We start from the raw sequence: 23,688 nt of genomic DNA, 5'->3' as shown, positions 1-23,688 counted from the left end.
CGCCGTCAGGATTTCTTGTCGGCCGGTGTGGGGGCAGGGGCCGGCGCAGCGGGCTTGGCCGGGCTCTTGTCCGCTGTCGCCGGAGCCGGATCAACGGGCGGCAGGCCGTTCGCGATCTTTTCCTTGATCTTCTCCGGGTTGACGTCCTCGCCCTCGGAAATCAGGGCCCGGTTCCACTGGTACACGGCCTCGAGCTTGCGCCCAACGCGCCAGTAGGCGTCACCGAGGTGATCGTTGATGGTCGAATCACCCGCGCGCAGCTGGACTGCCCGTTCCAGTTCCGTCACGGAGTCGTCGAAACGGCCCATGCGGTAATAGGCCCAACCGAGGGAATCGACGACATACCCGTCGTCGGGCCGAAGCTCGACGGCGCGACGGATCATGTCGAGACCTTCATCCAGGTTGCGGTTCATGTCGACCCAGGAATAGCCGAGGTAGTTCAGGACCTGAGGCTGTTCCGGGTTGAGTTCAAGGGCCTTCTGGAAGTTCGGCTCGGCCTGTTCCCACTTCTTCAGGCGCTCGTAGGCGATGCCGCGCTGGAAGAAGATCGTCCAGTCGCCGGCCTTCGGGACCGGGCCGATCACCTCCACGGCCTTGTCGTAGTTGGACGCCATTTCGGCATAGTCCTTGGCGTCCGAAAGCACGCTGCCATAGGCAAGATAGCTGCGGATATCCATCGGATCGGATGCGATCAGTTCCTTCAGGTGCTCGCGAGCCTCGGCAACCTTGTCGGTGCCGGCGAGCGCCAGGCCAAGCTGGAGCTCGGAAATGCGCCGCATCGGCGAATCGGCCGGAACCTGCTCATAATAGGTGATTGCCCGCTCCGGCTTCTCCAGCTTCTCCGCGATCCCGCCGAGCAGGATTAGCGTGTCGGCGCTGTCTGGATCGAGTGCGCGCGACACCTGCAGATAGAGCGAAACCATGTCCTCGGCGCCCTGGCGGTTCAGGGCCGCGCCGATGGAGAACAGCACGGCCGCAGCGCCGTCGGTGGCATCGGATACCTGCTGCTCCGGCGTCTCGCCGCTCTCGATGCTCTGGCGCAGAGCCTTCAGGGGCGCGTAGTTGCTGATCATGCCGTCGCCGACAGAGATGGCGTCGAGCGCCTTCTGCTTGTTGCCTTCGACGGCTTCGAGCCTTGCAAGCGCCATGACGGCGCGCATGAAGGTGTCCGGCGCGGTTGCGACCGCCTCCTTATCGGTGATGGCCGAGGTCAAGTGCTCGCGTGCCATGTCCGTGTCGCCCGCGACGAGCGCCATCGTGCCCAGGTGATACTCGGTGAAGACCTTGAACCAATCCGGCCCGTCCATCTTGCGGACGGACTCGAACGCCTCCTTCGTCTTGCCGGCTCCGATCTCGGCCCAGGCGCCTAGCAGGGTGTGGGTCAGCTTGTCCAGATCATTGGGGCCGCTATACGCCAGGGACTTCTTCGCTTCGTCGAAGCGCTTGTCCCGGATGGCGTCCAGGCCGCGCACGATCGTGGTGATGCGCTCGACGGCGGCGTCCGCCTTCAGCGCGTCGGCTTCGGCAAGGCCCTCGTCGAATTCGCCGTTGAGGAACAGCGCGATCATCAGGCGTTCGCGGATTTCGAGATTGGCCGGATCGAATTCCAGCGCCTTGCGGTAAAGCGTAATCGCCGTCGGATAATCGTGATCCACATCGGCCGTGCGGGCCGCCAGGAAGGCACCCGCAAATGACTGGACCTTGGCGGGCTCGAAGGTGACGCTCTCTTCCGCCGGCTTTCCTTCGGGCGTTGCGGCATTCGGCGCACTCGCAAACGAGAGAGCCATTGCCAGCGCTGCGCTGGAAAGCAGGAAAAGAGTGTGTTTCTGCCGCATGAAGGTGCCTTTCGTTAATCATGACGCGGCGGCTGTCGCCCTGACGTCCCGCACCAGTTGATTCATGACAGGATGGCTTTTTTGGTACCGGACCGCAAGAAATCTCGCGTCCGGTCGCTCCGTCAGTTCACCCGCTGGATGGAAAAGTCGATCACTTCCATGAGAGCCGCCTTGTGGGGCGAGGCGGGCAGCGGCGCCAGCGCGTCTCGTGCGATCGTTCCGTAGTGAAGGGCGCGTGAGATGGTATCGTTGAGGGCGTTATACTTGTTGATGAGCCCGAGCGCGTGCTCCAGGTTCTCGTCGCTGCTTTCGCCGTTCTCGATCGCATTCTTCCAGAAGCTGCGCTCCTCGGCCGTTCCGCGCCGATAGGACAGGATCACCGGAAGGGTGATCTTTCCTTCCCGGAAATCATCGCCGACATTCTTGCCGAGATCGGCTGCCGAGCCGCCATAGTCGAGCACGTCGTCGACGAGCTGGAAGGCAAGACCCAGGTTCATTCCGTAGGATTTCAGCGCGTTCCTGCTGGCCTTGTCCGTCTTGGCGATGATGGGGCCGACTTCGGCTGCGGCTGCAAACAGCGCCGCCGTCTTGGCGCGGATGACGGACAGATAGTCGTCTTCCGTCGTTTCCATGTTCTTGGCGACAGAAAGCTGCAGAACCTCGCCTTCGGCGATTACCGATGCGGCGGTGGAGAGTACGTCGAGCGCGTCGAGTGATCCGACATCCACCATCATCCGGAATGCCTGGCCGAGCAGGAAGTCGCCGACCAGCACGCTGGCCTGGTTGCCCCAGATCGTTCGGGCGGTCGATTTGCCGCGGCGAAGATCGCTCTCGTCCACGACGTCGTCGTGCAGCAGCGTCGCCGTATGCATGAACTCGACGCTGGTCGCCAGCTTGACGTGGTTGTCGCCCCCATAGCCGAACATGGAGGCCGCCGCGAGCGTCAGCATGGGCCGCAGGCGCTTTCCACCCGAGGAGATCAGGTGATTGGCCACTTCGGGGATCATCTGGACGTCCGAACCGGCCTTCGAGAGAATCAGTTGGTTCACCCGTTCCATGTCGGCCTTCGTAAGGTCGACAAGCGGTTTGACGGAAGCCGGCATTTTCTTGCCTTCTTCAAGCGATACGACGACGCCCAAGGATCCGGTCTCCTGTTCAAATGCCGTGACGGTCTATAGAAGTGGCCCTATACCCTCCTCGAAGCAAATTGCCAAACGTCTTAATGTGAAATCGGATCCATGCGGGAACTCATTCGCACCAATGATGCCGTCCTGCTCTCCTTTGCCGAGAGCTTGATGCGCGATGCAGGCATTCACTGCATGATAGCCGACCAAACGATGAGCATACTCGAGGGCTCGCTCGGGCTTCTCCCGCGGCGGTTCCTTGTCGCGGAAGGCCGGGCCGATGAGGCGCGCGGCATCCTGGTGGACGCGGGCCTGGCTGCGGAGCTCAGGGATACGCAGGCATGAAGGAAACGGTCGACGCCTTCCACCGTGGCCGCTTCCATGTTGTGCAGCCGAAAGGGGAAGGACATCGCTCCGGCATGGATGCGATGCTTCTGGCGTCGATGGTGGACGCCGATGGCCCTGTCAGCATCGCCGATCTGGGCTCTGGCGCAGGAGCAGCCGGTCTCGCGGTGGCTTCCCGGATTTCGCAGGCCAGGGTCCTGCTGGTGGAGCGGTCGCCATTGATGGCGGAATATGCCCGAAAAACGCTTGTCCTGCCGGAAAACGCAGCGATTGCGGGCAGGATATCGGTCGTCGAGGCGGACGTGACGCTTATCGGAAAGGCCCGTCAGGCGGCAGGTCTCAAGGACGAGGCCCATGATCATGTCATCATGAACCCCCCGTTCAACGATCCCTCTGATCGCCGCACCCCGGATGCCCTGAAGGCAGAAGCTCATGCGATGGGCGATGGGCTTTTCGAAAGCTGGATACGCACCGCCGGGGCCATCCTGAAGCCCAGCGGCCAATTGTCGCTCATCGCCCGGCCGCAGTCCATTGCCGAGATTATCGCGGCCTGCGGCAGGCGCTTCGGCGGGCTGGAAATCATCGTCGTCCATCCGCGGCCGGCGGAAGACGCGACCCGCGTTCTTGTGACGGCGATCAAGGGGTCAAGAGCGAGGCTGGTCTTTCGTGCGCCGCTTTTCGTCCATGGCGGCGAAGGTCATGCGTTTATGAAAGAGGTCGACGATCTCAACAACGGCCGCGTCGCTTATGCACGCCGAAGGGCGCCGAAGCGGTGAAAACGCGGCCTCTGCCATTGTGTTTGCTGCAATGGCACATACATCTGCGATACGAATGTTCCGCGAGAAGGAGTTGAGATGGCTGGTCTGTTGTCGCGTGTGTTGCCGAAGCGGTTCCGCAAGGAAGGCATAGCAATCCCCGTTGTCAGGCTTCAGGGCGTGATCATGACAGGCGGAAGCCAGTTCAAGCCGACGCTCAATCTCGCAACCGTGGCGCCCGTGCTGGAAAAGGCCTTCTCGAAGAAGGGCGCTCCCGCCGTTGCCATCTCCATCAATTCGCCCGGTGGCTCACCGGTGCAGTCGCGGCTTATCTACCAGCGCATCCGTGCGCTCGCGGAGGAAAAGAACAAGAAGGTCCTGGTTTTCGTCGAGGATGTTGCGGCATCCGGCGGCTACATGATCGCGCTTGCGGGCGACGAGATCTTTGCCGACCAGACCTCGATCGTCGGCTCGATAGGCGTCGTTTCCGGCGGCTTCGGGTTTCCCGAGCTGTTGCGCAAGATCGGCGTCGAGCGCCGCGTCTATACCGCCGGTGAAAACAAGGTGATCCTCGATCCCTTCCAGCCCGAGAAGGAAGGTGACATCGAATACCTGAAGACCTTGCAGCTTGAGATACACAAGGTATTCATAGACATGGTGAAGATGCGTCGGGGGAGCCGGCTTGCCGACGATACGACGATCTTCTCGGGTCTCTTCTGGACAGGCGTTCGCGGTCTCGATCTCGGCCTCATCGATGGCCTGGGCGAAATGCGCGAGACGCTGAAGCGCCGCTACGGCGAAAAGACCCGGCTGGAGCTTGTCGGAGGCGCTCGCAACCTCTTCGGACGACGTCTGCCGGGTGTCGTGCGCGGCAGTGCCGCAGGTGACATGGGGGCGGGTATTGTGTCAGGGCTTGCCGAAGGCCTGGAAGAAAAGGCATTGTGGAGCCGCTTCGGGCTTTGAGGACGCGTTAGGAAACGCGAGGGGAAATGGCGCAGTTAGTCGTTCTGGTTGTTCTTTTGGGTGGTGCTTGGCTGCTCTACAAGCGGTTTATCAGTGATGCGGAACGGCTCACTGCCCGTACGCGCGAGCGAGAGAAGGAGCAGCAGACCGGCGCCCTTGGTACGCTGGTGAAGGATCCGGAGACTGGCGAGTACCGGGTCAAGCGGGACGACGAGTAGGATCGTCCTCTCGGCCGGCTGCCATAAATCCTTGACCCATGCAGCTGTGCGTGGCACTCGTCCGCATCCATTTTCAGACGCCGGCGATACCGATGACCGATCTTCCCGACCACATGTCCCCGACCCGCTCCTTCCAGGGGCTGATCCTCGCGCTCCATAACTACTGGGCCGACAAAGGCTGCGCCGTGCTGCAGCCCTATGACATGGAAGTTGGTGCCGGTACCTTCCATCCGGCAACCACGCTGCGTGCGCTCGGCCCCAAACCGTGGAAGGCCGCCTACGTCCAGCCGTCCCGCCGACCGTCCGATGGTCGCTACGGCGAGAACCCGAACCGCCTGCAGCATTATTACCAGTATCAGGTCATCCTGAAGCCGAACCCGTCCAACCTGCAGGAGCTGTATCTCGGTTCGCTGAAGGCGATCGGCCTCGATCCGCTGCTGCACGACGTGCGTTTCGTCGAAGATGACTGGGAAAGCCCGACACTGGGCGCCTGGGGTCTCGGCTGGGAATGCTGGTGCGACGGCATGGAAGTGTCGCAGTTCACCTACTTCCAGCAGGTCTGCGGCATCGAATGCTCGCCGGTCGCCGGTGAGCTGACCTACGGTCTCGAACGTCTGGCGATGTATGTGCAGGGCGTCGATAACGTCTACGACCTGAACTTCAACGGCCGCGAAGGCGAGGAGAAGATCTCCTATGGCGACGTCTTCCTGCAGGCAGAGCAGGAATATTCACGCCATAACTTCGAATTTGCCGATACCGCCATGCTGCACCGGCACTTCATCGATGCGGAGAAGGAGTGCCTGGCACTGCTCGCCGCAGGGGCGCCGGGCGAAAAGGCCAACCAGATGCTCCACAAGTGCGTCTTCCCGGCCTATGACCAGTGCATCAAGGCATCCCACGTCTTCAATCTCCTGGATGCCCGTGGCGTGATCTCGGTCACCGAGCGCCAGAGCTATATCCTGCGCGTCCGGACGCTGGCGAAGGCTTGCGGCGAAGCCTTCCTGCTGACCGATGCGGGCGGTGCGAACGTTGGCAAACAGGCCGCGTAGCCGAGCCGTTTGACGCTACCCCGAAAGCTTTCTAGTGTCCGCCGATACTAGAATTCATTTGGGGGTCACGGATGTATATCCTGCTCGGCATCGTCGCACTTGTCGTCCTGTACGGCGTCTTTCTCTACAACAGTCTCGTCAAGTCGCGGCAGATGGCCGAAGAGGCATGGTCCGGCATCGACGTGCAGCTGAAGCGCCGCGCCGACCTCATCCCCAACCTGATCGAAACCGTGAAGGGCTATGCGGCCCACGAGAAATCGACCTTCGAAGAGGTGGTCGAACTGCGCAACCGCGCCCAGTCCGTCCCGGCGGGCGATGTCGCCGGACGTGCGCAGGTTGAGGGCATGCTCGGTCAGGCGCTAGGAAAGCTGTTCGCACTTGCCGAGGCCTATCCGGACCTCAAGGCGAACCAGAACTTCCTCGAACTGCAGAACTCGCTTCAGACGATCGAGGAGGAGATCCAGATGTCACGCCGCTATTACAACGGTGCCGCCCGCGATCTCAACGTCAAGGTGGAGAGCGTTCCTTCGAACATCGTTGCCAACCAGTTCGGCTTCGCCAAGCGGGAATATTTCGAGATCGAGAATGCGGCGGATCGCGCCGTGCCAGCCGTCAAGTTCTAGGTCCCCAGCAATATGGTCGTTCGTCTTCTTATTTCCGTGCTGCTGTGGTGTGTGGGCGTGCTTCCGGCCGCCGCCATGGAGCATATACGCTCCTACCATTCCGATATCCGGATCGCTGACAGCGGCGAGTTGACGGTGGCGGAGACGATCACGGTCAATGCCGAGGGTAACGATATCCGCCGCGGCATCTTCCGGGATTTTCCGCTGACGATGGAGGACGATGAGGGGCGAACCGTTCGTGTCGGGTTCGACGTGCTGTCCGTCACCCGCGACGGCGAGCCGGAAGACTGGCGTACGGAAAGTGTGACCGGCGGTATCCGTATCTATACCGGCTCCGCGGACGTGCTTCTCCCCCGCGGCGAGCATACCTATGTGATCACCTATCGGACGGATCGCCAGATCCGGTATTTCGACGACCACGATGAACTCTACTGGAACGTCACCGGCAATGGATGGATGTTTCGCATCGATCAGGCGTCCGCACGGGTAACCTTGCCGGATGGCGCGCGCGTTACGGAAACGGTCGCCTATACGGGACCGCTCGGTGCTGCCGATACCGACGCCAATATGAGAAGCAGCGGCAATATGGCGGTGTTCTCCACCAACCGGCCATTACAGCCGAACGAAGGGCTGACAATCGTTGTCGGCATCCCCAAAGGTGCAATCGCTGCGCCGTCGGCCGAACAGCAGCGTAGCTGGTGGTTCCGCGACAACATGAACCTGATCATCGGTTTTGGCGGTCTTGCGCTCGTGGCCCTCTACTACGCGCGTAACTGGACGCGTGTCGGGCGTGATCCGGCCGAGGGGGTGATGGTGCCGCGCTGGGATCCACCGGATGGAATTTCGCCCGCGCTCGTCAACTATATCGACAACAAGGGTTTCTCGGGCCAAGGCTGGACGGCGCTGTCCGCTGCCGCCCTCGACCTCGCCGTCAAGGGCCACGTGACGCTCGAGGACCTGAAAAGCTCGATCACCATCCGTCGCACGGACAAGCCGATAGGCAAGCAACTGCCTGTCGGTCAGGCCACGCTGCTCAGGGAGATCGGTGGGCCGGGCAAGGAACTGGTCATCGACAAGGCGCATGGCGAGGAGGTGCAGACGGTTGGCGAGAACTTCCGGCGTGCCATGGAGAAGGAGCATCGCGGCAAGTACTACCGCTCCAACAGCGGCTATGTGATCGGCGGCGTGGTGCTGAGTGTTGTTGCCCTCGGCGCGCTCTTCCTGTTCGGCGACGTGCAGCCGGACATGATCGTCGTGCTGTTGGTGCCAGTGTTCTTCGCCGCGTTCTTTGGCGGCTTTGCCGTCAAGCTGGGCAAGAGCCTCCGCCGAGGCAGGTCGCTGTTTTCGAAGATCATGACCATCGTCACCCTTGGCTTCGTCGGGCTCGTGGCGCTGTCGATGATTTCGGGCGTCCTGGTGCTGATTGCTTCGGAGCTGACGGGTACCGAAGATTGGCCGGTGCTCGTCTCCGTCGGCGGGATCGTGCTCGCCAACGTCATCTTCTTCTTTCTCATGGGGGCGCCGACACCGCTCGGCCGCAAGCTTATGGACGGCATCGAGGGGCTGCGAACCTATCTGACGCTGGCGGAGAAAGACCGCATGAACATGGCAGGTAGTCCGAAAATGTCGCCGCAGCATTTTGAAAAACTGCTTCCCTATGCGGTCGCGCTCGGCGTCGAAAAGCCCTGGAGCAGCGCGTTCGAGACCTGGCTCGCGACAGCGACGGCAGGTGCGGCGGCTGCATCCTACGCGCCCGGTTGGTACAGCGGCGACAATATAGGCGGCTTCGGCGATCGTATTGGCGGCTTCTCCTCGTCCATGGCATCGACGATCGCCTCCACGATACCAGCGCCCAAGGCCAGCTCCTCGTCCTCGGGTTTCTCCACCGGTGGCGGCTTCTCGGGCGGCGGCGGAGGAGGCGGAGGAGGGGGCGGGTGGTAATTCGCCAGCCTTTGCGGGTGACTTTTGGCGAAGGGCTTGCTAGAGCCTGCCGACATTCCACCCTTCGTGTGAAATCCACTTAAAAGTTGAAAAGATGCCCGATCTGCTTCTCGAACTCCGCTCTGAGGAAATCCCCGCCCGCATGCAGCGCAAGGCCGCGGGAGACCTCAAGAAGCTCGTCACCGACGCGCTGGTGGAAGCCGGTCTCACCTACGAGGGCGCGCGCGAATACTGGACGCCGCGACGACTGACGCTCGATATTCGCGGTCTCAACGCCCGTTCCGCCGATCAGCGCGAAGAGGTCAAGGGTCCCTCGACAAAGGCACCGGAACAGGCGGTTGCCGGCTTCCTGCGCAAGGCCGGCCTGACGGACGTTTCCGAGGCACAGGTCGTCAGCGATCCGAAGAAGGGCGATTTCTACGTCGCGGTCATCTCCAAACCCGGTCGCCCGGCGGAAGAGATTATCGCCGATGTGATGCCCGGCATCATCCGCAACTTCGCATGGCCGAAATCCATGCGCTGGGGCGCGGCCTCGATGCCAAAGGGTTCAAGTTACGGGGGTATCGAGGGCAAGGGGTCTGAAAGCCTGCGCTGGGTGCGCCCGCTGCAGTCGATCGTCTGCGTCTTCGGACCCGAGCATGAAGAAACCCAGGTCATCCCGTTCGAGATCGACGGCATCGTGGCAAGCAACGTCACCTATGGCCACCGCTTCCACGCACCGGACGCGATCACCGTCCGCCGCTTCGAGGACTATGTCGCGAGCCTTGAAAAGGCGAAGGTCATGCTCGATGCCGAGCGCCGCAAGGACGTGATCCTTCATGACGCCCGAGACCTCGCCTTCGCGAACGGTCTCGACATGGTCGAGGATGAAGGCCTACTGGAAGAGGTCTCCGGCCTCGTCGAATGGCCTCATGTGCTGATGGGCGCGTTCGAAGAGGACTATCTGCAGATCCCGGCGGAAATCATCCGCCTGACGATCAAGACGAACCAGAAATGCTTCGTCACCCGCCCGCAGGGTGCAGAGGAAGGCCTCTCCAACCGCTTCATCCTCGTTTCCAATATCGAGGCGAAGGACGGCGGCAAGGAGATCATTCACGGCAACGGCAAGGTCGTGCGCGCCCGCCTGTCGGATGCCAAGCATTTCTGGACCCGCGACCAGGGCAACCTGCCGGACCTTCAGGAGCTGACGGCTTCCGCCGAAAAATTCGGTCTCGACCTCAAGAAGCCGCTCGACCAGCGCATGGCCAAGCTCGATGCGCTGAACGTCACCTTCCATGCCAAGCTCGGCACGCAAGGGGAACGCGTCGCGCGCATCCGTGCGCTGGCTAGAGCGTTGGCACCGATCGTCGGCGCTGATGCGGCTCTGGTCGATCGCGCCGTGGTTCTGGCCAAGGCTGACCTGCGCACCGAAGCGGTCGGCGAGTTTCCGGAACTGCAGGGCCTGATGGGTCGCCGTTACGCGACGCTGCAGGGCGAGGATGCCTCTGTCGCTGCCGCAATCGAAGACCACTGGAAGCCGAATGGTCCCTCCGACCGTCTGCCGGAAGACAAGGTTGGCCTGACCGTCGCTCTCGCCGATAAGCTCGACACGCTTACCGGCTTCTGGGCCATCGACGAAAAGCCGACGGGTTCGAAGGATCCCTATGCGCTACGCCGCGCGGCGCTGGGCGTGGTGCGGATGATTTTGGAGAAGAACATCAGGCTGCGGCTTGCATCCGTCGCCAGGGATGCTGACCTCCTCTCCTTCTTCCACGACCGCCTGAAGGTCTATCTGCGTGACCAGGGCGCCCGCCACGACATCATCGATGCGGTGCTGACGCCGGATGCCGACGATCTGCTGATGGTCGCCCGCCGTGCGGAGGCACTGACCGCCTTCATCACCTCGGAAGATGGCAAGAACCTTCTGGCGGGCACAAAGCGTGCGACCCAGTTGCTCGCTGCCGAGGAAAAGAAGGGTACCGTCGTCGCCGATGGCGTGTCCGGGGAACTGTTGAAGCTCGATGCCGAAAAGGCGCTCTGGGCCGCCATCACTGCGGCGTCCAGCGAGGCATCCGACGCTATCGCGAAGGAAGACTTCCGCTCCGCCATGGAAGCGCTCTCGAAGCTGCGCGTCCCGGTCGATACGTTCTTCGAGGATGTGCTGGTCAACGACGAGGATGCCGCCATCCGCGCCAACCGCCTGGCTTTGCTGAAAGCCATCCGCGAGGCGACGGCCACGGTCGCGGACTTCTCGAAGATCAGCGGATAGCTGGCCAATCGAGGCCTCGGCCGCCTCGATCGTTTGAAAACAGAAAGCCGCCGGACCTTTCGGTTCCGACGGCTTCCGTCCCACGCCCCCGCGTAACGCCACAGGCGAATCCAAAAGCTTGATGATTGGTTTAATTACAGATGCCGGAGGCCCGGCATTTCAGGCATGAAGATATTGCGACGGCAAGGTTGTCGTTACTTCAGTCTAAGCGGCATCGTGTCGGTGTCGAAAGTCTGGGCTTGCTCCGCCCCGCTTCCGGCCATACCGGCTTGCACGGCACCCACCAAGGCATCGCGGTCGATGCCGTCTGTTCCGTTGTGGCCGGCGAGCGCGGGGCCTTCCTCGGTCATCCATTCCTGCACCTTGCTCACATGCACGACCGGCGATCCCCCGAGCCAGGCTTCGGTGCGGAGGAGCTTCTTCTCGCCGTTGATCTCGACGATCTCCGTCCTTTGCGCACCGGACTCCAGAACCGGCACGGTATATCCGGCCGTTTCCTCCTTGGATTTCAGGGGAGCGCAATCGTCGCATGTCCGGATGACGACACTGCCGTTGCCGCCATGACCGGTGAGCGGTGTGATCGACGACGCCAGGGCCGTCCCACTTGTCAGGATCAGGGCACTGATCAGCAAAAAACGCATGGCGCAACTCCTCATTGTAGAGGTGCAATACCACCCGAAGGTTTCGAACCGGTCAGTGGGACTGGTAAGTTTTTAGTAAACGCCGGATTGGACGTCTCAGGCCTGCTCGCGCTTGATTGCCTGCCAGCCGATATCGCGACGGCAGAAGCCGTTCGGCCAGTCGATCCGATCAACGAGGGCATAGGCCCTGGCCTGCGCTTCGGCCACGGTCCGGCCCGTCGCGGTGACGTTCAGGACGCGCCCGCCGGTCGCCACCAGTTGCCCGTCTTTCAACGCCGTGCCGGCATGGAAGACCTTCTCGTCCTGCGCGGTATCGGGCAGCGCCCCGATCGGCGTATTCTTGTCGAAAGCTGCGGGATAGCCCTTGGACGCCATCACCACCGTCAGCGCGACATCGTCGTTCCACTCGGCGGAGACCTGGTCCAGCGTGCCGGTTGCGGCGGCATGCAGGATGGGCAACAGGTCGCTCGAAAGCCGCATCATCAGCACCTGGCATTCCGGATCGCCGAAACGCACGTTGTACTCGATGAGCTCCGGCCCCTTGGCCGTGATCATGAGGCCGGCGAAGAAGACGCCGGTGAACGGATGGCCGCTTTCCGCCATGCCACGGATCGTCGGTTCGATGATTTCCTTCATCGTCCGCTCAACCATCTCCGGCGTCATGACCGGGGCAGGGGAGTAGGCGCCCATGCCGCCGGTGTTCGGGCCGGTATCGCCGTCGCCGACGCGCTTGTGGTCCTGGGCGGTCGCAAGCGGCAGCGCGGTCTTGCCGTCCGAAAGGCAGAAGAAGCTTGCCTCTTCACCGTCGAGGAAGGCTTCCACCACCACTTCCGCGCCGGCGGCACCGAATGCGCCGGAAAAGCAGTCGTCGATGGCTGCAAGCGCCTCGTCCAGTTCCATCGCCACGGTCACGCCCTTGCCGGCGGCAAGACCGTCGGCCTTGATGACGATCGGCGCACCCTGCTTGCTTGCGTAGGCCTTCGCTTCTTCAGCGGAGGTAAAGCGGCGATAGGCGCCGGTCGGAATGTTGTAGCGGGCGCAGAGATCCTTGGTGAAGCCCTTGGAGCCTTCCAGTTGGGCCGCTGCGGCGGACGGGCCGAAGGTCGCGACACCGGCGTCACGCAGCACGTCGGCCAGTCCCGCAACCAGCGGACCTTCCGGGCCGACGATAACGAGGTCGATGGCGTTCTCGCGGCAGAAATTCAGGACCGCCGCGTGATCCTCGACGTTCAGGGGCAGGAGTTCGGCATGTTCTGCGATGCCCGGATTGCCGGGCGCGGCAAACAGCGTCGTCAGCTTCGGCGATTGTGCGAGTTTCCAGGCGAGCGCATGCTCGCGTCCACCCGAGCCGATCAGCAGAACCTTCATGTCATGCGCCCTCTCTAATTTCTCTTGCGGCGGTTAAGGGGAGGGGCCGGAAAGGTCAAGCGCGCATCCTGTGGAATCGGCCGTCTTTCACATTGCCTTGCCTTGAAGTTTCACTATGGTCGCGCCTCCTTATCGAAAGAGAGACCGCCATGGCCGCCGATATCCGTTTCCTTTCCGCTGCGATCGCCGCCGAGATCAATGCCCGCCCCGAACAGGCGGCTGCCGCGATCGGTCTGATCGACGAAGGCGCAACGGTCCCGTTCATCGCCCGCTACCGCAAGGAAGTAACGGGCGGTCTGGACGATACGCAGCTACGCAACCTGTCCGAACGGCTCGTCTACCTGCGCGAACTGGAAGCGAGGCGGACCTCGATCGTCGACTCGATCAACACCCAGGGCAAGATGACGGACGAGCTGGCGGCAAAACTCGGCAGGGCGGCGACGAAAGCCGAGCTCGAAGACCTCTACCTGCCCTATAAGCCGAAGCGCCGAACCCGGGCGGAAATCGCCCGCGAGCGCGGCCTCGGCCCGCTGGCCGATGCGATCTGGGCGGATCGGTCGGCTGACCCGGCCAAACTGGCCGAGGCCTATGTCTCCGGTGAGGTGACGGATGTGAAGATGGCGCTTGAGGGCGCACGCGACATCGTTGCCGAGACCATCTCGGAAAACGCCGACCTTCTCGGCAGGCTGCGCAATCACATGCGTGCCGGTGCCCAGCTGAAAGCCAAGGTGGTCGCCGGCAAGCAGGAAGCGGGTGCCAAGTTCGCCGATTATTTCGACCACACCGAACGCTGGGCGACCGCGCCCGGTCACCGGGCGCTTGCCATGCTGCGTGGCTGGAACGAGGAGTTTCTGACACTCTCCATCGAGGTCGACGCCGATGACACGTCGCCGGTAAAGCCGGCACAGCGCATTATCGCTGCCGCCTTCCAGATGGGCGGCAAGGGGCCAGCCGATGTCTGGCTGATGGAGGTGGCCGGCTGGACCTGGCGGGTCAAGCTCTCCACGTCGCTCTCGCTCGACCTGATGCGGGAAATGCGCGAGCGCGCCGAGGAAGAGGCGATCCACGTCTTTGCCCGCAATCTCAAGGACCTGCTGCTCGCGGCACCCGCCGGCTCGCGCGCTACGATGGGTCTCGATCCGGGCATCCGCACAGGCGTCAAGGTCGCCATCGTCGATGGTACCGGCAAGCTCCTCGAAACCACGACCGTCTACCCGTTCCCGCCGCGAAACGACGTGCGTGGCGCGCAGGCTGAACTCGCCGCGCTGATCCGCAAGCACAATGTCGAGCTGATTTCGATCGGCAACGGCACCGGCAGCCGCGAAACGGAAAAGCTGGTAGCCGACATGCTGACGAACCTTCCGGGCGCCAAGCCCACCAAGGTCATCGTCTCGGAAGCGGGCGCATCGATCTATTCCGCGTCGGAGACGGCAGCACTGGAATTCCCCGGCCTTGACGTGTCGCTGCGCGGTGCCGTCTCGATCGCCCGTCGCCTGCAGGATCCGCTGGCCGAACTGGTGAAGATCGAGCCGAAGGCGATCGGCGTCGGCCAGTATCAGCACGATGTCGACCAGGGAAAGCTGGCACGCTCGCTGGACGCCGTTGTCGAAGACGCGGTGAACGCGGTCGGCGTCGATCTCAACATGGCGTCCGCGCCGCTGCTCGCCCGCGTCTCGGGCTTGAGCAAGTCGATTGCCGAAGCCATCGTCGCCCACCGCGACCAGAACGGTGCCTTCGCCAGCCGCCGGGAGCTGCTCAAGGTCGCGCGCCTCGGCAACCGCACGTTCGAACAGGCGGCGGGCTTCCTGCGCATTTCGAACGGCAAGGAGCCGCTGGATGCGTCTTCCGTCCACCCGGAGGCCTATGGGGTGGCGAAGAAGATCGTCGCCGCCTGCGGTCGCGACCTGCGCTCGTTGATGGGGGACAGCGCCGCTCTCAAGGCTGTCGATCCACGCCAGTTCATCGACGAACAGTTCGGCCTACCGACCGTCAAGGACATTATTGCCGAACTCGAAAAGCCCGGTCGCGACCCGCGTCCGAGCTTCAAGACTGCGACGTTTGCGGAAGGCATCGACGAGATCACCGATCTCAAGCCGGGAATGATGCTCGAAGGCACGGTCACCAACGTTGCGGCCTTCGGCGCCTTCGTGGATATCGGCGTCCATCAAGACGGCCTCGTGCACGTCTCGCAGCTGGCGGACAAGTTCGTGAAGGACCCACATGAAGTGGTAAAGGCCGGCGATGTCGTGAAGGTACGCGTCGTCGAGGTGGACGTGAAGCGCAAGCGCATCGCCCTCAGCATGCGCCGCGACGACGGCGACACCCCTCCGCCACCGCGTGGCGGCGATCGCGGCAAGCCCGCCAATCCGAAATTCATGAAGACGGAAAAGCCGTCGAGCCAGAGTGCCTTCGGCGCAGCGCTGGCGGAAGCCATGAAGCGCCGCTGACAAATTTCCCGATTGCAAAACAAAATGCCGCTCAATCATGTTGGGCGGCATTTGTTTTTGTCATCTTTTCCGGCGCTTGCTTCTTGAAAGAAAGCCAAGGAGCTTAATCTGTAAGGTAGACTTAGTTTCGGAGGTAAGCCGTGGCCTCGTCCCTGCGTAGTCTTCTTACGAAAATCATCAAAAAAGGAACGCTCACCGTGGATGGCCCCGCCGGCTTCCAGCGCTTCGGCGACGGAGGGGGGCGAACGGTCGCCATGCGGTTCGCCGATGCCGAAGCCGAGGAGGAGGTCGCTGCCGATCCCCAGCTGAAGCTGGCCGAAGCCTATATGGATGGCCGGCTGATCTTCGAACAAGGCGATATCTACGAACTGCTGGCCCTTGTGAAAGAGAATACGCTGAGCGAGGTGCTGACCTGGGGCATGATGTGGCGAGGCATGCTGCGGGTGGTGGAAGCCCGCATTCGGCACGGGATCCCGGTCAATCGCAATCAGCGCAACGTTGCCCATCACTACGATCTCAGCGCCAAGCTCTTCAATCTCTTCCTTGATGATGACTGGCAGTATTCCTGCGGATACTTCAAGCCGCCGGGCATTGGCCTCAACGAGGCGCAGGTCGCCAAGAAGCGCCATATCGCAGCCAAGTTATTGGTCGAGCCGGGGCAGCGGGTGCTGGATATAGGTTCTGGATGGGGCGGCATGGCCATGTACCTGGCCGAGTCCTCCGGTGCCCATGTGACCGGCATTACGCTCAGCCAGGAGCAGTTGCCCGTGTCTCTGGATAGGGCTGCGAAGCGGCACCTCACCGACAGTGTGCGGTTCGAGCTTCAGGACTATTACTATTTGCCGGCACGGAAATACGACCGAATTGTTTCGGTGGGCATGTTCGAGCATGTCGGTCGCGGGAATTTCGGGCGCTTCTTCCGCAAGGTGAACGAGGTCCTGGACGATGACGGGATCATGCTCCTGCACGCGATCGGCCAACCGTCTCCTGCCCGCTACAATGGTCCGTTCATCGAGAAATATATCTTCCCCGGCGGCTACATGCCCTCGCTGGCGGAAGTCATGCCCTCGATAGAGAATGCCGGCTTGCTCGTCTCGGACATCGAGATCCTGACGATGCACTACGCCCACACATTGCGGCATTGGCGCGAGCGCTTCCTGGCGCGCAAGGAGGAAGCGATGGCGCTCTACGACGAGCGCTTCGTGCGCATGTGGGAATTCTACCTGGCTGGCTCCGAAATGGCCTTCGCGCACGAGAACTTCTTCGTCTTCCAGATGCAGATCACCAAGAAGAGGATGACCGTGCCGGACAACCGCGACTACATCGCCGAACGCGAGGCGAAGCTGAAGGAATTTGACGCAACTCGGCCGCCGCTGGAGCCGGTGACGTTCTGACCTCGGTTGCGGGTTGGTGTATCGGCTTGACGCAAGATCTCCCGGCCAGCTACGACCATGGAATGACAAAATCGGATGATCTCAACGGGCGCGTCTACGATGCTCCCTCGAATAACTGGGTCTACAAGGTTCTGCCGCGGGCGGCGTGGCCCTATGCGCAGTTGGCCCGCTGGGACAGGCCTATCGGCTGGCAATTGCTGATGTGGCCCTGTTTCTGGTCGTCGGCGCTGGCGGCCAACAGCGCGGCAGAGACTGGAAACCTCTCGGTCGCTCTCTTCGCGTTCCACCTGTTCCTGTTCTTCGTCGGATCGGTCGCGATGCGCGGTGCCGGTTGTACCTATAACGACCTGGTCGACCATGACATTGACAACGAAGTTCTCAGAACCCGGTCCAGGCCTCTGCCGTCGGGCCGCGTGACCCGTTTCGAGGCGAAGGTTTTTCTGGCCTTGCAAGCCCTGGTCGGGCTGCTTGTCCTGATTCAGTTCAACGGCTTTGCAATTATCCTTGGGATACTCTCTCTCGCCGTCGTTGCGGTTTACCCGTTTGCCAAGCGGTTTACGGATTGGCCGCAATTCTTCCTCGGGCTGGCCTTCTCCTGGGGCGGCCTGATGGGGTGGGCCGCCATGTTCGGCAGTCTCGCATGGGCGCCTGTCCTGCTTTACGTCGGCTCGGTCGCATGGACGATCGGCTACGACACGATCTACGCCCACCAGGACAAGGAGGACGATGCGCTTGTCGGCGTTCGCTCCACCGCGCGCCTCTTTGGCGACAATACGAAGCTCTGGCTGGCGGGCCTCTACGGCCTGACGCTGGTGCTGCTCCTGCTTGGCTATGCGGCGGCAGACGTGGGGCTTCTGGCCTATCTCGGCCTGATCGTCGCGGCCGTCATGTTCGCCTGGCAGATCGTCGTGCTGGACATCGACAATCCGGACCAGTGCCTGGCGCTGTTCAAGTCCAACACCCGTGTCGGCGCCGTGATCTTCGTAGGCCTCGTTCTGTCGCTGCCGTTCGCCTAAGCGCCGATCGACACTCAGGCCTGGATCCTGAAACGCAGAAGCCCGGCTTTGGGCCGGGCTTCAGCATCAGCGCGGACGGCGGTGGACTTGATCAGCGGCGCGCAATGATCTCCTTGCCCTCGATCTTCATCGTCACGCCCAGCTTGCCTGTGGTGCGACGGACGAGGAAGCGGGGGCGACGTGAGGCGAAATAGGAATGGCGACGCCGCGGCTTGGCCACATCGGTCCGCACATCGCCAAGATGGTTTTCGAGCGGACGGGCAACGCCATCGGCTTCCACCATCAGCATCGGGATACGAAAGGCTTCCGACCAGCTGCGCCAGTCGGCGGCGATGTCGCAGAGATCGTGGGCGACGAGGAGCGGGATGCAGAGCTCCGGATCGTCATGGTGCAGTTCCAGCGTAACGGTAACCTGTCCGTCACCGTGGTCGATCGCCCGGGCGGCGACACCCTTGAATGCTCGGGCCGGCAAGGCGAAGGACAGCGGCAGGCCGCTTGACGGCAGCGTCTTGCGCAGGATGGCGCCGCGTTCGTCGATGGTGATTGCGACATCTCCGGATGCACCGCGCATGGCATAAGTGATCTGCTGCGGAAAACGCGTTGGATCCAGCCTTAACGTGGAGCCTGCCCATGCAGGCTTCAGGACCGTGTTTGTCATCGTTAGCTACCCTTGTTTTACCTGAGAGCCGTTTCCGGTTTCTCTTGCGGGACTTTTGTCCTCTGATGGGCAGACCATACGAGCGGCTCCATGCGAGACCGCTTAACAATTGCGGTTAAGGAAGTTTTGCCTCCTTCGATGGTTACCGAAAGCCAATCCGTCTCGGTTTCCAGAGGGTGAACAGGCGTCGATGTTCGGTATTGGAACAAGGCCCGGGCAAGGCTCGTCCGTCATCATGCCGGTGGCATTATTGCGACCGGAGCGCCCGTCTATGGTTTCGACATATCTCAGCTACGACCTCGTCAACCGCGACATATTCAAGACACTGCAGCGTATCGCCAGTCAGGATACGGTTGCCCGGGACGCAAAGTATTATGCCGAGAATATCGGCAATGTGGGGTCGGTCGATGAGTTCCTCGACGATTACCGGCTTTTCTCTTACGCCATGACTGCCCATGGTCTCGATGAGATGATCTACGCCAAGGCCTTCATGAAACAGGTGCTGGAAAGTGATCTCAGCGACCCGAACAGCTATGCCAACCTGTTGACGGATGACCGGTACAAGAACTTCGCCGGCGCTTTCAACTTCGCTACGTCCGGCGGCACGCCGATTGCCCAATCAGCCGCGCAGCAGGAAGAGTTTCTCGAGCTGTACGACCGCAGTCTCCTGGCCATGGATAGCTCCATCGCCGAGGAGACGCGATACTACAAGGTGATGATGGCTCAGGTCGATCATGTCGACGACATCCTGCAGAACGACAGGTTGCGCCGCTACATTTTCGACTCGCTGGGCATAGACGATACCCGCTACTCCTATGATGTCGTGCGCAGGGCGATGAGCAGCGACAAGAATGACCCGGATAGCTATACGAACACTGTGCTCGCCCAACAGAAGGCGAATCTTCAGCAAACGCTCGCCGCGAAGCAGACCGAATTGGCCGCTCTTGGCAGCAACCCCAAGGAACATGTAGCCGCGAAGCAATCGCTCAGGCAGCTGATTACGGGCTACCAGACGGCAATATCCTCGACACAGGCCCATATGGACCTCGGCGGCGCTTTCGAGTTCGCCATCGACGGTACGTCCGCCATCGGTGCGGCCCAGACCGATGAGCAGATGACGGCAATTTCCGATCTCTACCTCATCCAGCAGCCGCGTCAGACCCGTGCCTCGGCTCTTCGCGAGCAGGAGTATTTTCAGGAAAAGATCAGGACGATCACCAGCGTCGAGGAATTGACCGACGATGGACGCCTCTACGACTATGTGCGCAAGGCGTTCAATCTCAACGAGGCCTACATCGTCAAGTCCACTATCCAGCAGATCCTCACGAACAGCGGCAATATCGTCGAGCAGTATGAAGCGTCGCGTCCTCAATACAGGGAGCTTTTTGAGGCCTTCAGTTTTGGTGCCGATGGAACCGTTGCCGTTGGCGGTGCCATCAGCGAAGAGATGATACTGCAGACTTCCAACAACTACTTCAGTCGCTATGACGACAAGCAGGAAGAGGCCGATGAAAAGGCGGTCAGCCTCTTTAAGACCGAGATGGCCGCGGTCAAGTCCGTCGACGAATTTCTATCGGAACCGAGCATATATCAGTTTGCCCTGCGGGCGGTCGGCCTGGATCCCGATGAGGTGTCCCTGTTCACGCTGAAGAAGGTCCTTAAGAGCGACCTTTCCGATCCGAAGAGCTATATCTACCGTCTGAAGGACGAACGCTACCTCACCCTTGCCCAAGCCTTCAACTTCACCAAGGAAGGCAACATAACCGCGCCGATTCAGGCCCAGTCGCCTGCGACTGTCACGGATACGGCGCGAGAGTTTATCGTCCAGCAGACCCGTTTTCTGAAGGGCGAGGAGAAAGAAGCGGCCCGGACGAAGGCCGATGAGGAAGCGAGCTACTACACCGCGGAGATCGCGGGGATCAAAACCCGTGATCAGTTCCTGGCGGACCGGCGTCTGGTCGACTTCGTGCTGGCGGCGAAGGGAATAGACCCGGTAGCCGTAACGGATGAATTTCTTGCCGCGGCGTTCTCCTCGGATCTCTCCGATCCGGAGAGCTTCGTCAATCAGCAGACAGATACGCGTTTTGCCGAACTCATCGGAACCTTCAATTTCGACTGTCTGGGCAACCTAGACAGGGATGCGCCGGTTACGGTCCAGAGCCTGGGGCAGATGCTTGAAACGCAAAACAGGCACCTGCGCCAGACGCTGGAGACGGAGCAGGGCAACGACAATGCCGGTGTGCGCATAGCACTCTATTTCGAGCGAATGGCCGCCTCTGTCACTGACGCCTACAGTATTCTTGGCGACGAAGCCCTCACGGAGTTTTTCCGTATCACGTTCAGCTTGCCGGCCGAACTCAGCAATATGAATGTGGACCAGCAGGCGAAGATCCTGGAGGACAGGCTCGATCTTACCGAGCTGAAGGATCCGGAGAAACTTAAGAAGCTCGTTCAGCGCTTTACGATCATGTATGATCTGGAGAACGGTTTTACCGGTTCGTCGGCTGTCGATATTCTGAACGGCAGCGGCGCTTCTGCGGGTATCAGCGCGGATACGCTTTGGGCGCTTTCCCAGGTACGCAGGTAGCCGTTATCGGTCGAGCGACACCGCTCAATCGATCGAAATGACCTTGCCCGGGTTCATGATGTTGGCCGGATCGAACGAGCGTTTGATGCGGCGCATCAGGTCGATTTCGATGGCGGGCCGGATGCGTGCCAGCTCGTCGCGCTTCAGCTGTCCGATGCCGTGCTCCGCCGAAATGGAGCCATCCAGCGACAGCACGATGCCGTGGACGATGGCATTGATATCGCTCCAGCGTGCCAGGAAGGCCGGCTTGTCTGCCCCAACGGGCTGCGAGATGTTGTAGTGGATATTGCCGTCGCCAAGATGTCCGAAGGCGCAGATGCGCGCGCCCGGCATGGCTGCCGTTACCGCCCGATCCGCCTGCGCCAGAAAGGCGGGGATGCTGGACACCGGCACGGAGATGTCGTGCTTGATCGATCCTCCCTCCGGCTTCTGGGCATCGGACATGCTTTCCCGCATGTGCCAGAGAGCCTTCTGCTGGGCAACGGATGCAGCGATCACGCCGTCACGGACCAGTCCCGTCTCGAAACCCCATTCGAGTAGCGCCTGGACCATCGTTTCGGCGGTCTCGGCGGAATCGGAGGTGGAGATGTCGATCAATGCGTACCACGGGCAAGGTTCCGATAGCGGATCCCGGACGCCCTCGATATGCCGCGTCGTGAATTCGATGCCGATGCGGGGCATCAGCTCGAAGCCGGTGAGCGCCGTGCCGCAGAGATTGGAAGCCTTTTCGAAGAGCCGCAGCGCATCGGCGGGGGACGCCAGGCCGACGAACGCGACCTGATGGCCGATAGGCTTCGGAAAAAGCTTCAGGACGGCGCCGGTGATGATGCCGAGCGTGCCCTCCGCACCGATGAAAAGATCGCGCAGGTCGTAGCCGGTATTGTCCTTCTTCAGACGCCGCAACCCGTTCCAGATTTCGCCTGTCGGCAGGACGACCTCTAGCCCGAGGCAGAGTTGCCGCATGTTTCCGTAGGCGAGGACCGCGGTGCCGCCCGCATTGGTTGAAAGGTTGCCGCCGATGCGCGAGGATCCCTCCGAGGCAAGCGACAGGGGGAACAGCCGGTCGACGCCTCCGGCCGCCTGCTGCACGTCGGCAAGAATTGTGCCGCCGTCGGCGACGAGAATGTTGGCGACCGGGTCGATGTCGCGAATGCGGTTCATCCGCTCCAGCGAGACGATCAGTTCCCTGCCGCTGCTGCCGGGAACCTGTCCTCCGACGAGGCCGGTATTGCCCGTTTGTGGGACGATAGGCGTGCCCGTTTCGGACGCGAGCGTCAGGATGGCCGAGACTTCTTCTGTGGAACCCGGCTTCAACACCAGTGGCGAGGCACCTTGATAGAGGCCGCGATTTTCGATGAGCCGGGGCGCGATATCGGCTGGATCGCGAAGTACGTTGCTGTCGCCGACAATGGCCACGAAGCGTTCGAGAACATCTGAGGGGAGGGCTGGGATGTCCATGTCTGCTTCCTCTGTCGTTACCGTGGGGCGGCGGCGCGCGCGAGCCGGTCGTTGATGGCTTCGCCCAGCCCATGTTCGGGTATGCGCATGACGGCGATGCGCTGCGCTCCGCTCGCGTCGGCCTTCTTGAGGTAGTCGAAAAGGTTAGAGGCCGCTTCGGCAAGGTCGCCCGATGGGCTGAGGTTGAAGACCGCTGCCGCCTTCTCTTCGCCTGTGACGGGGCGTGCACCGAACCGGATCAGAACCTCACCGGGCTCCAGGGCCTCGACGTCGAGGCGCACGGCCGCAGCCGGGGCGTAATGGGAGGCCAGCATGCCGGGTGCCTCGATGATGGCGGCGGGGCCTTCTGCCCGAACGATGGGCAAGCCTGTGGCGGCCTCGATCTCCTCGGCGGAAACGCCGCCGGGCCGCAGCAGGCGGATCGTCTCTCCCTCGACACGGACGATGGTGGATTCCACTCCGACAGGGGCTGCATCGCCGTCGATGATCAGCTTGAGCCTGTCGCCGAGATCCTCCGCCACATGTTGAGCGCTGGTGGGGCTCACCTTGCCGGACGTGTTGGCGCTGGGGGCCGCGAGCGGTCTGCCGAAAGCGCGGATGAGCGACGATGCGAAACCTTCGGGAACCCGAATGCCGACCGTATCGAGGCCCGCTGTCGCAAGCGGGTGGATGGCGGTTTCCGGTTTCAGGGGAAGGATCAGTGTCAGCGGGCCGGGCCAGAAGCGCTCGGCGAGACGGCGCGATACGGCGTCGAACGAGGCGTACTCTTCAGCCATCGCAAGATCCGCCATATGGCATATCAGTGGGTTGAAGCGGGGCCGGCCCTTGGCCTCGTAGATGCGCGTCACCGCGAGCGGATTGGTGGCGTCGGCCGCAAGCCCGTAAACGGTCTCGGTGGGAATGGCGACAGGAAAGCCGTCGGCAAGCACGTCGCACGCCTGCTTCAGCGCGCTGTCCGCATTGTCGCGCAGATGGATGATGTTGGCCGTCATGCACCGCGTCCTATCGTGGAATTGCG

General features: G+C 61.9%; 19 protein-coding genes. 12 read left to right on the top strand and 7 right to left on the bottom strand.

Annotated elements, in window-relative coordinates; genetic code table 11:
* Positions 1-5: 5 nt before the first annotated feature.
* Both LH464_RS11255 and LH464_RS11250 read right to left on the bottom strand, forming a co-directional pair.
* Positions 6-1,835 carry a tetratricopeptide repeat protein gene (locus tag LH464_RS11255; RefSeq protein ID WP_226786472.1) on the bottom strand — a complete coding sequence of 610 codons (1,830 nt, stop codon included), beginning with the start codon at positions 1,833-1,835 and terminating at the stop codon, positions 6-8.
* Between the two features lie 122 nt (positions 1,836-1,957).
* On the bottom strand, positions 1,958-2,974 hold the full coding sequence (locus LH464_RS11250) for a polyprenyl synthetase family protein (protein ID WP_226786471.1): 1,017 nt from the start codon (positions 2,972-2,974) through the stop codon (positions 1,958-1,960).
* A 99-nt stretch (positions 2,975-3,073) separates the two neighbouring features.
* Here LH464_RS11250 and LH464_RS11245 point away from each other — a divergent pair, with 99 nt between their 5' ends.
* From LH464_RS11245 to glyS, 8 genes are all read left to right on the top strand, one after another.
* Entirely contained in the window at positions 3,074-3,304 is a 231-nt protein-coding gene (locus LH464_RS11245) for a putative signal transducing protein (RefSeq protein ID WP_226786470.1), read from the top strand.
* A complete protein-coding gene (locus LH464_RS11240) occupies positions 3,301-4,080 on the top strand; it encodes a tRNA1(Val) (adenine(37)-N6)-methyltransferase (protein WP_226786469.1) in 780 nt (259 codons plus the stop codon). Before LH464_RS11245 ends, LH464_RS11240 begins: the two co-directional genes overlap by 4 nt.
* A 78-nt stretch (positions 4,081-4,158) precedes the next feature.
* Positions 4,159-5,022, top strand: coding sequence for a S49 family peptidase (locus LH464_RS11235; protein ID WP_226786468.1), 864 nt, complete (start codon positions 4,159-4,161; stop codon positions 5,020-5,022).
* A 26-nt stretch (positions 5,023-5,048) separates the two neighbouring features.
* A complete protein-coding gene (locus tag LH464_RS11230; protein WP_226786467.1) occupies positions 5,049-5,240 on the top strand; it encodes a hypothetical protein in 192 nt (63 codons plus the stop codon).
* Positions 5,241-5,332: 92 nt separating this feature from the next.
* The gene (locus LH464_RS11225) at positions 5,333-6,289 is read left to right on the top strand and encodes a glycine--tRNA ligase subunit alpha (protein WP_226786466.1); all 957 of its coding nucleotides are present in this window, start codon (positions 5,333-5,335) and stop codon (positions 6,287-6,289) included.
* A 71-nt stretch (positions 6,290-6,360) separates the two neighbouring features.
* Positions 6,361-6,912 carry a LemA family protein gene (locus tag LH464_RS11220; RefSeq protein ID WP_226786465.1) on the top strand — a complete coding sequence of 184 codons (552 nt, stop codon included), beginning with the start codon at positions 6,361-6,363 and terminating at the stop codon, positions 6,910-6,912.
* Between the two features lie 12 nt (positions 6,913-6,924).
* Complete coding sequence (locus LH464_RS11215; protein WP_226786464.1) at positions 6,925-8,853, top strand: DUF2207 domain-containing protein; 1,929 nt, start codon at positions 6,925-6,927, stop codon at positions 8,851-8,853.
* A 94-nt stretch (positions 8,854-8,947) separates the two neighbouring features.
* The gene (gene glyS, locus LH464_RS11210; protein WP_226786463.1) at positions 8,948-11,101 is read left to right on the top strand and encodes a glycine--tRNA ligase subunit beta; all 2,154 of its coding nucleotides are present in this window, start codon (positions 8,948-8,950) and stop codon (positions 11,099-11,101) included.
* A gap of 194 nt (positions 11,102-11,295) precedes the next feature.
* Here glyS and LH464_RS11205 read toward each other — a convergent pair whose 3' ends face one another.
* Both LH464_RS11205 and purD read right to left on the bottom strand, forming a co-directional pair.
* On the bottom strand, positions 11,296-11,742 hold the full coding sequence (locus LH464_RS11205) for a plant virulence effector HPE1-like domain-containing protein (protein WP_226786462.1): 447 nt from the start codon (positions 11,740-11,742) through the stop codon (positions 11,296-11,298).
* Between the two features lie 96 nt (positions 11,743-11,838).
* Entirely contained in the window at positions 11,839-13,110 is a 1,272-nt protein-coding gene (purD, locus tag LH464_RS11200; protein WP_226786461.1) for a phosphoribosylamine--glycine ligase, read from the bottom strand.
* A 149-nt stretch (positions 13,111-13,259) separates the two neighbouring features.
* On the opposite strand from purD, the gene LH464_RS11195 reads away from it, so the two are divergent.
* From LH464_RS11195 to ubiA, 3 genes are all read left to right on the top strand, one after another.
* The gene (locus LH464_RS11195; RefSeq protein ID WP_226786460.1) at positions 13,260-15,557 is read left to right on the top strand and encodes a Tex family protein; all 2,298 of its coding nucleotides are present in this window, start codon (positions 13,260-13,262) and stop codon (positions 15,555-15,557) included.
* A 140-nt stretch (positions 15,558-15,697) separates the two neighbouring features.
* Entirely contained in the window at positions 15,698-16,951 is a 1,254-nt protein-coding gene (locus LH464_RS11190) for an SAM-dependent methyltransferase (protein WP_226786459.1), read from the top strand.
* A gap of 62 nt (positions 16,952-17,013) precedes the next feature.
* A complete protein-coding gene (gene ubiA, locus LH464_RS11185) occupies positions 17,014-17,967 on the top strand; it encodes a 4-hydroxybenzoate octaprenyltransferase (RefSeq protein ID WP_226786525.1) in 954 nt (317 codons plus the stop codon).
* Positions 17,968-18,058: 91 nt separating this feature from the next.
* Here the strand turns inward: ubiA and LH464_RS11180 are convergent, their stop codons facing one another.
* Positions 18,059-18,625, bottom strand: a complete 567-nt coding sequence (locus tag LH464_RS11180; RefSeq protein ID WP_226786458.1) for a DUF6101 family protein — start codon at positions 18,623-18,625, stop codon at positions 18,059-18,061.
* Positions 18,626-18,896: 271 nt separating this feature from the next.
* Between LH464_RS11180 and LH464_RS11175 the strand changes: the two genes are divergently transcribed.
* The gene (locus LH464_RS11175; RefSeq protein ID WP_226786457.1) at positions 18,897-21,212 is read left to right on the top strand and encodes a DUF1217 domain-containing protein; all 2,316 of its coding nucleotides are present in this window, start codon (positions 18,897-18,899) and stop codon (positions 21,210-21,212) included.
* Positions 21,213-21,236: 24 nt separating this feature from the next.
* On the opposite strand, the gene LH464_RS11170 is transcribed toward LH464_RS11175, so the two are convergent.
* Positions 21,237-22,670 (bottom strand): FAD-binding oxidoreductase, encoded by a 1,434-nt coding sequence (locus tag LH464_RS11170; protein ID WP_226786456.1) that lies wholly within the window; start codon positions 22,668-22,670, stop codon positions 21,237-21,239.
* A gap of 17 nt (positions 22,671-22,687) precedes the next feature.
* The gene (locus LH464_RS11165) at positions 22,688-23,662 is read right to left on the bottom strand and encodes an L-threonylcarbamoyladenylate synthase (protein WP_226786455.1); all 975 of its coding nucleotides are present in this window, start codon (positions 23,660-23,662) and stop codon (positions 22,688-22,690) included.
* Between the last annotated feature and the right edge of the window lie 26 nt (positions 23,663-23,688).

The organism is Pseudorhizobium xiangyangii, from assembly GCF_020531965.1.
GTDB classification, from domain to species: domain Bacteria; phylum Pseudomonadota; class Alphaproteobacteria; order Rhizobiales; family Rhizobiaceae; genus Neorhizobium; species Neorhizobium xiangyangii.
The sequence above is the reverse complement of the archived record's forward strand: the minus strand, read 5'-3'. Positions and strand labels throughout refer to the sequence as shown.